This window comes from Propionivibrio sp., assembly GCF_049316945.1.
In the GTDB taxonomy this organism is placed as follows: Bacteria; Pseudomonadota; Gammaproteobacteria; order Burkholderiales; family Rhodocyclaceae; genus Propionivibrio.
This window is the reverse complement of the sequence record NZ_JBMOJE010000159.1, coordinates 1-9,201: the sequence shown is the minus strand read 5'-3', so window position 1 is coordinate 9,201 and position 9,201 is coordinate 1. Positions and strand designations below refer to the sequence as shown.

The following is a 9,201-nucleotide window of genomic DNA, read 5'->3' as shown; positions in this document are numbered from 1 at the left end:
CCTCGGCGTTCATAACCGCGAAATGGATAGGGTGTACCCCTCCATTCAATCAATAGAAAGATCAATAAAATGGCCGGAAGACCACGAAAGCCGACAGCACTGAAGCTGGTGGAAGGCAATCGCGGAAAGCGGGCCATCAGCAAGCAGGAGCCCGACCCAACTTACCTTCAGGATCTGACGCCTCCCAGTTGGATGCCTGATGCCGCAAAAATTGTTTGGTTCGAAATGGCTCCGGTTGCGCAATCGGCAAAGCTGCTGACCGAGGTTGATGTCCAGGCGTTCAGTATGGGCTGCGTTGCGATTGCAGACTACCGCAGAGCGGTCGCTAAAGCTGGCGACTCCGATGTGAAGTGCAAGATGGTGCAGGACGACGAGGGTCGTCCGGTTGGGGCTGGAGAGCATTTGAATCCGTGGGCCATGGTGAAAAGCATGGCATTCAAACAGGCGATGGCAGTGTTTGATAAGTTCGGCATGACGCCACAGGCTCGAACGCGTATTTCGCTCCAGCCGCAAGATGACCTTTTCAATGGACTGCGACAAGCGAATCCTGCGGCCAAGTATTTCTGATTCCGTTACTGCCTACGCAAAACGGGTCGTCAGCGGGAAAAAAATTGCAGGTCCGCACGTAAGAGCGGCATGCCAGCGTCACCTGGATGATGTATCAACTGGAACACAGCGTGGGTTGGTATTTGACAAAAAGGCAGCAGCCCGTGCAATTGGTTTTTACAAAGACGTGCTGCGCCTCAATGGCGGTGAATTTGAAGGCAGGCCTTTCGAACTACTTGACTGGCAAAAATTCATCATCGGAAGCGTGTTTGGTTGGAAGGGGTCGGATGGCTTCCGGCGATTTCGTGTCGCTTACGTTGAAACTGGAAAGGGAAGCGGGAAAAGCCCGCTTGCCGCTGGTGTTGGACTCTTTGGGTTGACAGCAGACGGCGAAGCGCGTGCTGAAGTGTACGCAGCGGCCACCAAGAAAGATCAGGCGATGGTCTTGTACCGAGATGCTGTTGCTATGTGGCAGCAGTCTCCGGAGTTGAAAAGCCGCCTCAGTCCAAGTGGAGTTGGGCAGAACATCTGGAACTTGGCCTATATCGAGCGCGGGAGCTTCTTTCGACCGATCAGCGCAGACGATGGCCAAAGCGGACCACGCCCTCATGTGGCTTTGATTGACGAAGTTCACGAACACCGAAACAACACGGTGGTTGAAATGATGCGGGCCGGCACAAAGAGTCGGCGCCAGGCTTTGATCTTCATGATCACCAACAGTGGTTCGAACAAAACCGGGCCATGCTGGCAGTATCACGACTACGCAGCCAAAGTTTCAGCCGGGATGCTGAAAGACGACTCCTTTTTTGGTTTTGTCTGCGCATTGGACGAAGGGGACGACCCATTCAGGGATGAAAAGTGCTGGGCCAAGGTCAACCCAAGCCTGCAGGGCGCAAAGTTGCCAGGCATGAAGTATTTGAGAGAGCAGGTAATTGAGGCGCGTGGCATGCCAGGAAAAGAGGCGCTGGTCCGGCGCCTGAACTTTTGCCAATGGACCGATGCCACCAATCCATGGATCAGCAGTGATGTCTGGTTTGGAGCAACACAGGAATTTGATTGGCGAGACCTGCGCGGTAGACGCGCCTGGGCCGGGCTTGACTTATCGAGCACCACCGATCTGACCGGGCTGGTGTTCTATGTCGAGCCGGTAGGGCCAGAAGAGCCTTGGAAATTGGTCCCATTTGCATGGCTGCCGGACGAAGGTCTTGACAGAAAAGAAGAACTTGACCGAGTTCCCTATCTGGCCTGGCGAAATACGGGTTATTTGGAAACAACACCAGGGCGAGCTATCAGCAAGCTGGCGGTGATCCGCAAACTTGCTGAATTGAGCAGTTTTTTTGATTTGCAGTCTGTGGCGTTCGACCGCTGGCGCATTGAAGACTTGAAAGCGCTGGCCAATGACAACGGCGTCACTCTGCCACCAATGCAGGCATTTGGCCAGGGTTACAAAGACATGAGCCCAGCTATCGAGGAATTTGAATCCGAGCTGTTGAACCGGCGTGTTGTGCATCCTGCAAACCCAGTGTTTACATGGTGTGCCGCAAATGCAATCACGACCAGTGATGATGCCGAAAACCGAAAACTGAGTAAAGAAAAGGCAACAGGCCGAATTGATTTGATCGTAGCCGCTGTCATGGCGGTCGGTGCATGCAAATCATCAGAAACCGAGGCAAACATAGATGAATTCATTAACTCACCAATCAGCGGGTAACGATGTTTAGCTCGTTCTACCGATGGTTTGGCCGTGGTGGGGCGCTTGCCGAGTCCGTCGGGCAGCAAAACCCCGTCCCCGGAGTCGCTTTGGTGGACGGTGCGGGCAATATCGGGCCGGATGCCGCGCTGCAAATCAGCACTGTTTGGGCGTGCCTTGATCGTCGCGCGACAACCATCGCCAGCCTACCGTTTTTTGCTTACCAAACAGTCAACGGTCAGAAGGAATTGGCGCGAAACAGTCGCCTTTACACGCTCCTGCATGAGTCACCGAACGATCGGATGACACCATTTGAGTTTTGGCGCGCGATGATTATGAACCACGACTTGCGCGGCAACGCGTTTGCGAGGATCGATAGAGACGCGAAGGGTGAGGCGCTCGCACTGTGGCCGATGCCAGCGGATCAGGTCGAAGTCAGGGTGCTGCCCAACGGTTCGATGGTGTACCTGTACCAACTCGGAACCGACATCGCGGCGCTTGACTCTGCGAACGTCCTGCACCTGAAAAACCTTGGAAATGGAACGGTCGGACTCGCAAAACTGGAGTTCATGCGGGCCACCACAGACGAAGCGGCCAAGGCGCAGGAAAGCGCATCAAAAATTTTTGGCAACAGCGGGAAGCCCACCGGCACGCTGATGCTGGACAAGGTGTTGAACGCGGAACAGCGCAAAGCACTGCAAAGCAGCTTCGCGGGCATGGCCGAGGGGTCAACCTCTCGCCTTTATGTGCTTGAGGCGAACATGAAATACCAGCAGTTGAGCATGTCGCCAGAGGATCAGCAGTTACTGGAAACGCGCAAATTTACAGTCGAAGAAATCTGCCGCTGGTTTGACGTGCCACCCGTGATGATTCATCACAGCAATGTGACCGCATGGGGCAGCGGAATTGAACAGATAGTCGATGGTTTTTACAAGCTGACGGTGCGCCCGATGCTGGTTTCCATCGAACAAGCCACCAGAAAACGGGTGATGACGCCGACACAGCGCGCGACGATGACCGCAGAATTTGCGCTCGACGCGCTCCTGCGAGGCTCGCCCACACAACGCGCCGAACTGTACGCCAAAAACGTGCAGAACGGCATCATGACACGCAACGAATGCCGGCAGCTTGAAAACCTGCCGCCCGTGATCGGGGCGAACGAATTGACAGCGCAAAGCAACCTTTTGCCGCTGTCCAAGTTGGGCCAGCAGCCCGCAACAGGAGGGACAAACAATGCTACTGCGCAAGACAATATCGCTGCCTGATTCAGAGCTTGAAATAGGCGACGGCAACGGCGTATTTTCCGGCTATGCGTGCAAGTGGGGCGGCGTTGACAGCTACGGCGACACCATCCTGCCCGGTGCGTTCACTGATTCGCTCAGGCTGGCGCTGCCAAAGATGTTTTTCAACCATTCATGGGGCATGCCAATCGGCAAATGGACGACGGCCAAAGAAGATAAGGCCGGTTTGTTAGTCACTGGCGAACTTACCCCCGACCTTGACTGTGCCGAGGACGTTTACTCCGCGCTGAAACACGGCACGCTCGATGGTCTGTCCATCGGTGGCTACATGAAATCAGGCGATTACACCGAAACCGAGACAGGCCGCACGATTCACAAATGGTCGAACCTGATGGAAATCAGCCTGGTTGTTTTCCCGGCTGATGCGAACGCACGCATTGACCTGCAAAGCGTGAAAAGTATGGATTTTGAAGCCCTGCTGCCAGAGTGCAAGACAGAGCGAGACATTGAACGGCTACTGCGGGATGCGGGGCTGGGCAAATGGGAGGCAATGGCGATCGTCTCCCGCGCAAAGGTGATTCTTAATGGGCGGGATGCTCAAAAGGAAAGCCATGCGAAAACCACGGCGCTGATTCTTGAACGATTGAACAAAATTGCAGCGTAAACGCAAACCCCGTAACCCGGCCACCTTTTTGGTGGCTTTTTTTCGTCAAAAGGAAACATCATGAAAAAGTCTTATCTCCGCATTGGTGCCATTCTGGCAATCGCGCTTGTCGGTTTTGCCGCGCAAGCTGCTGGTGTCGATGTTCACGCATTGGCATTGCAAAATCAGTCATTCATTACCGGCATGGCAATGCTTGGTGTGATGGGTGAAATTGATGGCTCCGGCATCTTGGCGGCTCTCGATAAAGTCGAGGCCAAACTCGTCGCCATGTCCGAAAAGGCAGAAGGCGAATTCAAAACCGTCGGCAAAACTGCCAGCGATACCAAGACCGCACTGGACGCGATCGGCGTCGAACAAAGGGTACTTGCTGACCGCTTGCTTGCCGTTGAGCAAAAAGCTACCGCTGCTCCTGCTGCCGCTGGCATCACCTCATGGGGTGAACAATTTGTCAAGAGCGCACGTTACGCTGACTTTGCCGGTGGCAACTTGGCGAAACTGCGCGTTGAAGTGAAGAATTCGCTGGTCGGCTCGGACACCAACGTCGCGCCGCAACGCAATGCCGGTATCGTCGCAGGTGCGTCGCTCCCGTTCAGCATGGAGTCGCTGCTCCCGAGTACCACCACCGGCAGCAACGCGATCGAGTTCACCAAGGAGGCCAGCTTCACCAACAACGCAGCGGAAGCCTCAGAAGGTGCAGCCAAAGGCGAATCCGCACTCACATGGTCGCTGGTCAATATGCCGGTGTCCACTGTGGCGCACTGGATCAAGATCAGCAAGCAACTGGCCGCAGATGCGCCCGCGCTGGCCGCTTACGTCAACACGCGGATGCGTTACGGCGTGAATCAGAAGGTGGACACGCAGCTTGTCGTTGGCGACGGCGTAGCCCCGAACATTTCCGGCACCTACGACACGGGCAACTTCACGGCGCACGGCATTGCTGACGCGGCCCTCGGAGCAACGCTCAAGAAGTTTGTGCTGATCCGCAAGGTCATCGCTGCTTTGTACGCTGCTGGCTACCCGGCTGATGCGATCGTGTTGAACCCGGCTGATTGGGCGACGATGGAAATCGAACTGCTGACAACCGCCGCCGGTCAAACGCTGGTCAACACTTCGGACGCTGGCGTGCCTCGCTTGTTCGGCGTTCCTGTGGTGCAAGCGATAGGCATGGCCGCTGACACCTTCCAGGTGGGCCGCTTCTCCGAGGCGTACATGGTCTACAACCGCGAAGGCGTCGTGGTGGAAATGTCGGACAGCGACAGCGACAACTTCACCAAGAACCTCATCACGCTGCGCGCCGAGCGTCGTTTGGCTCTGGCGACGGAAAAGCCAGCCGCCGTTCGCGGTGGCGATCTGACTCCGGCGTAATCGTCAGCGAGTCAACCCAAGAAGCCGCCTTCGGGGGGCTTCTTTCATGGACTTACTGAAGGACTGAAAAATGACAATTCGCTTTACAGACTGCTACGAAGGCTATTACACCGGGCAACTCGTCAGCCTGCCAAATCCAGAGGACGAGGCCGCCATCGTTGCGTTGGGCTTTGCCACAACCGACCTCGACGGCCCCGATGGATCGGCGGCGCGCGCACTGATTGAACACGCAGCAGAGCACGTCAATATGGGGTTTGTCGCCGCGTTGAATGCCCTGCACCTTGACGGGACCGGCGTTCCTGAAAACGCAGTACAAGCGGCGCTGACCGTGAACCCTGCGGGCGATGACAATAGTTTGACCTTTACCGCAGTGGCCTACGGCGCTGGCGGCAATGCAATCACGATCGAATATGTTGACCCCGGCGCGGCCTCCGCTTCATTGGGCGTCGTCGTCAGTGGTCCTACGATCACCGTCAACCTCGCGACGGACGTAAATTCTGCGATCACATCAACCGCAGCCGAAGTGTTGACGGCAATCGAGGCCAGCACCGCAGCCGTGGCGCTCATAACCGTTGCGATTGATACCTCGGACGCAGGAAACGCGGATGATGGCTCTGGCGTCGTTACTGCAATGGCAGTTGACACGTTTGCGGGCGGCGCTGGCACGGGGGTAGGCCTTGCCAAGAAAGGGTGCGAATATGTCAACACCACGACGGGGCTTGCCTACCGCAACACCGGCACGCTGGCCGTGCCTGTGTGGACGGGATCAGTCACCACGGCGGCATTCGCTTCGACAAGCAGCACTGTCAACGCACTGTCTGCGCTTCATTTGTTCGGATCGGGTGCGCCGGTTGACTATACGGATGGCACGCCACTCGCAACAGGCGAGGGCGTCGCGGTCCCCAACGCGCTGTACTCTGACATAACCACAAACGGATCGGGCGGGCTTTGGCGCAACAGCGGCACGCAAGCGCAGCCGGTCTGGACGCAACTCGCGGACGCTGCGTAATGCAAGTCCAGATCAAATTCAAGCGCACCGGCTCCAACTCGGTGTATGGCAGCTTCGCTGCGGGTGATGTGCTGCGCTGTGATGCTGCGCTGGCCGCGCACTACGTCAAAGAGGGCATTGCGTGGTACATGGAAAAACCCGTCGTTGAAGTTGCGCCAGCGCCAACGGTTGAAGTTGCGCCAGCGCAAAAACGTGGGCGCTCTGCAAAGGCCAAATAATGTCGCTCAAACTCATCACCGCGCCGACGCTGATACCGATCACGCTGGCCGAGGCAAAGCTGCACTGCAAAGTTGACGTGACGGACGACGACGTCCTGATTACATCGCTAATCAGCGCGGCAACCGAAGCGGCAGAACAGGCCACGGGTCGCGCCTTGTTGCCGCAAACCTTTGAGTTGACTCTGGACGCGTTCCCTGATTACTTTGAACTGACGCGCCAGCCCGTGACGGCGATCACCAGCATCATTTACCGAAACACTGCCGGGACACTCATCACGCTTGCGGGGTCAGACTACACGCTGGACGCATCGAACGAATGCGGACCGGCAAAGGTCACACCAGCTTACGGCACAGCATGGCCCGAGGCACGCGCAGACGTGGCTGCGGTCAAGCTGCGCTACGTCGCGGGCTACACAAACGCTGCCAGCGTGCCTGAATCGATCAAGTCATGGATCAAGCTGCAAATCTCTGCGATGTATGAAAACCGCAGCGCCGAATTCACGGGACAGGGCTTTTCATCCATGAAATTGGGCTTTGTTGACGCTTTGCTTGACAGACATAAGGTGTTCGCATGACCAAAATATGGAATCCTGACGGCATCTGGCAAGGCGAAACCGTCGCCATATTGGGCGCTGGTCCCGACATGACCGCAGAACTCGCGGCCACCGCCAAGGGGTACAAAACGATTGCCGTCAATCGCGCCGTCAAGTTTGCGCCGTGGGCTGATATGTTTGTTGCCTTGGACCCGCATCACCCGTTTTGGGAAGAGGCTGACCGGCTCGGCTTCACCGGGCTGCGCGTCTGCGGCGTCGAATGCGATTACGACGCGCTTTATGCGGGCATGTTTTACGAAACCGTGCAAATGGGCGAGGGCCACACGTTGCAGATCAGGAACAACGCGCTCGCAGCATTGCGCATCGCTGCCCGGGCCGGTGCAAAAAAGATCATCCTGCTTGGGTTCGACCCCGTGAGGTACGAGGAAGTGCACGCGCACACGGGATTTTCTGGTCTGGTGCAAGGGCTGGCGCAGATCACCGCAGAACTGCGCGCCAACGGCATCGAAGTCGAACAGATCGACAGCAAAGAACAAAAGCCCGGCACCCGCGCACCGCGCCGTGGTGAATCGGTCGACGCGGAAACATTCCCGAAACGTAAAAAATGAACATCGGGCCCCTGAATCATCGCGCACGCATTGAATACAAGGTCGTCACCCGCGACGCCACCTATGGCACCGAGGCGATCACGTGGACGACGTTGGCGACGCGCTGGTGCAGCATCAACGATATGCTGCCGCGACGGGGTGAGGCGGTCAGCAACACGCTGGCCGTCAACGTGAACCGGTCACGCATTCGGATGCGCTACTGCGCGGACATCACTTCAAGCATGAGGTTTGCCATATCGAGGCCGACCGAGGCCATCTATCAAATCGTCAGTGGCCCCGCAGAGATTGGGATCAAAGACGGCGTTGAATTCATCGTCGAACAGGTTTCCTCATGAGCAATGAAATCCATGTGACTGGTCTCAAGGAGTTGGCGCAGTTTCTGGATGAATTGCCAGAGAAGATACAGAAAAACGTCATGCGCGGATCACTTCGCGCAGGCATGAAAGTGGTGCAAGAAGAGGCGAAAAGCACTTCCGCATTTGCTGACAAAACCGGGCAACTGAGGGCGGGCTTGAAGATCGGCACCAAAAGCAGGGGCGGCACCGTCACGGCGAGCCTGTCTGCAAAGGGTCAGCACGGCTACATTGCGCGATTCATTGAATACGGCGTCAAGCCGCACGTCATCAGCGCAAAGGAGGGGGGCGCTTTGGCATTTGGTGGTGGCGTGTTTCAGTCAGTCAAGCACCCCGGCCTCAAGCCACACCCGTTCATGCGTCCTGCATTGGACGGTCAGGCACAGAACGCCGTAGTCGCCGCCGCCGAGTACATGAAGGACCGCCTTGCGACGAAGCACGGCATTGACACGTCACATATTTTCATTGAAGGCGACGAATGACAACCGCTGCGATTTGGTACTTGCTGAAAACGAATTCCGCTGTGCTGGCCGTTGTCCCGGCGACGCGCATCGTTTGCGGCGACCTGCCGCTAAACACGACGCTGCCCGCGATCAGCGTCAAGCAGATCAGCAGCGTGCCTGTGAACCTGATTAACACGAACGAGGCGAACAAGCAGTACACCGATCGCGTGCAAGTGACTGCACTGTATAAAGGCACGACCGGAGGGTATCCAAGCATCAAAGCCCTGATGCGCCTGATTCTGGCCGCTTGCCCAAGTCAGCGCGGCACCGTCAACGGAGTGGCGCTGACGTATATACAGCCCGAATCAGAGGGCCCCGATTTGTACGACCAAGAGTTGGACATTTACAGCCAATCGAGAGATTTTCTTGTCAGGTGGACCGCCTGACAAGCCCCATTTCGCGCAAGCGAAAAGCCCGCCCGCAATCAGTCCGATTAGCGGGTTTTTTATT

At 56.7% G+C, this 9,201-nt stretch carries 12 protein-coding genes; all 12 read left to right on the top strand.

Annotated features, from left to right (window positions below):
* Positions 1 to 108 precede the first annotated feature (108 nt).
* The 12 genes from ACOYNV_RS23245 to gp17 all read left to right on the top strand — a co-directional run bounded on the left by ACOYNV_RS23245 (position 109) and on the right by gp17 (position 9,137).
* Positions 109 to 567 carry a phage terminase small subunit P27 family gene (locus ACOYNV_RS23245; protein WP_422902190.1) on the top strand — a complete coding sequence of 153 codons (459 nt, stop codon included), beginning with the start codon at positions 109 to 111 and terminating at the stop codon, positions 565 to 567.
* Positions 527 to 2,257, top strand: a complete 1,731-nt coding sequence (locus ACOYNV_RS23240) for a terminase large subunit (protein ID WP_422902189.1) — start codon at positions 527 to 529, stop codon at positions 2,255 to 2,257. The genes ACOYNV_RS23245 and ACOYNV_RS23240 overlap by 41 nt, the downstream gene beginning before the upstream one ends.
* 2 nt (positions 2,258 to 2,259) lie before the next feature.
* On the top strand, positions 2,260 to 3,501 hold the full coding sequence (locus tag ACOYNV_RS23235; RefSeq protein WP_422902188.1) for a phage portal protein: 1,242 nt from the start codon (positions 2,260 to 2,262) through the stop codon (positions 3,499 to 3,501).
* Positions 3,470 to 4,141 carry an HK97 family phage prohead protease gene (locus ACOYNV_RS23230; RefSeq protein ID WP_422902187.1) on the top strand — a complete coding sequence of 224 codons (672 nt, stop codon included), beginning with the start codon at positions 3,470 to 3,472 and terminating at the stop codon, positions 4,139 to 4,141. Before ACOYNV_RS23235 ends, ACOYNV_RS23230 begins: the two co-directional genes overlap by 32 nt.
* 60 nt (positions 4,142 to 4,201) lie before the next feature.
* Entirely contained in the window at positions 4,202 to 5,506 is a 1,305-nt protein-coding gene (locus ACOYNV_RS23225; RefSeq protein ID WP_422902186.1) for a phage major capsid protein, read from the top strand.
* A gap of 70 nt (positions 5,507 to 5,576) precedes the next feature.
* Positions 5,577 to 6,515 (top strand): hypothetical protein, encoded by a 939-nt coding sequence (locus ACOYNV_RS23220; RefSeq protein ID WP_422902185.1) that lies wholly within the window; start codon positions 5,577 to 5,579, stop codon positions 6,513 to 6,515.
* Positions 6,515 to 6,733 carry a hypothetical protein gene (locus tag ACOYNV_RS23215; RefSeq protein WP_422902184.1) on the top strand — a complete coding sequence of 73 codons (219 nt, stop codon included), beginning with the start codon at positions 6,515 to 6,517 and terminating at the stop codon, positions 6,731 to 6,733. The genes ACOYNV_RS23220 and ACOYNV_RS23215 overlap by 1 nt, the downstream gene beginning before the upstream one ends.
* Positions 6,733 to 7,308: a head-tail connector protein gene (locus ACOYNV_RS23210; RefSeq protein ID WP_422902183.1), complete on the top strand. Its 576-nt coding sequence runs from the start codon at positions 6,733 to 6,735 to the stop codon at positions 7,306 to 7,308. The genes ACOYNV_RS23215 and ACOYNV_RS23210 overlap by 1 nt, the downstream gene beginning before the upstream one ends.
* A complete protein-coding gene (locus ACOYNV_RS23205) occupies positions 7,305 to 7,895 on the top strand; it encodes a hypothetical protein (protein ID WP_422902182.1) in 591 nt (196 codons plus the stop codon). The genes ACOYNV_RS23210 and ACOYNV_RS23205 overlap by 4 nt, the downstream gene beginning before the upstream one ends.
* Positions 7,892 to 8,230, top strand: a complete 339-nt coding sequence (locus ACOYNV_RS23200; RefSeq protein ID WP_422902181.1) for a head-tail adaptor protein — start codon at positions 7,892 to 7,894, stop codon at positions 8,228 to 8,230. The genes ACOYNV_RS23205 and ACOYNV_RS23200 overlap by 4 nt, the downstream gene beginning before the upstream one ends.
* Positions 8,227 to 8,730, top strand: coding sequence for an HK97-gp10 family putative phage morphogenesis protein (locus ACOYNV_RS23195; protein ID WP_422902180.1), 504 nt, complete (start codon positions 8,227 to 8,229; stop codon positions 8,728 to 8,730). The genes ACOYNV_RS23200 and ACOYNV_RS23195 overlap by 4 nt, the downstream gene beginning before the upstream one ends.
* Entirely contained in the window at positions 8,727 to 9,137 is a 411-nt protein-coding gene (gp17, locus tag ACOYNV_RS23190) for a tail completion protein gp17 (RefSeq protein WP_422902179.1), read from the top strand. The genes ACOYNV_RS23195 and gp17 overlap by 4 nt, the downstream gene beginning before the upstream one ends.
* The last annotated feature ends 64 nt before the right edge of the window (positions 9,138 to 9,201 follow it).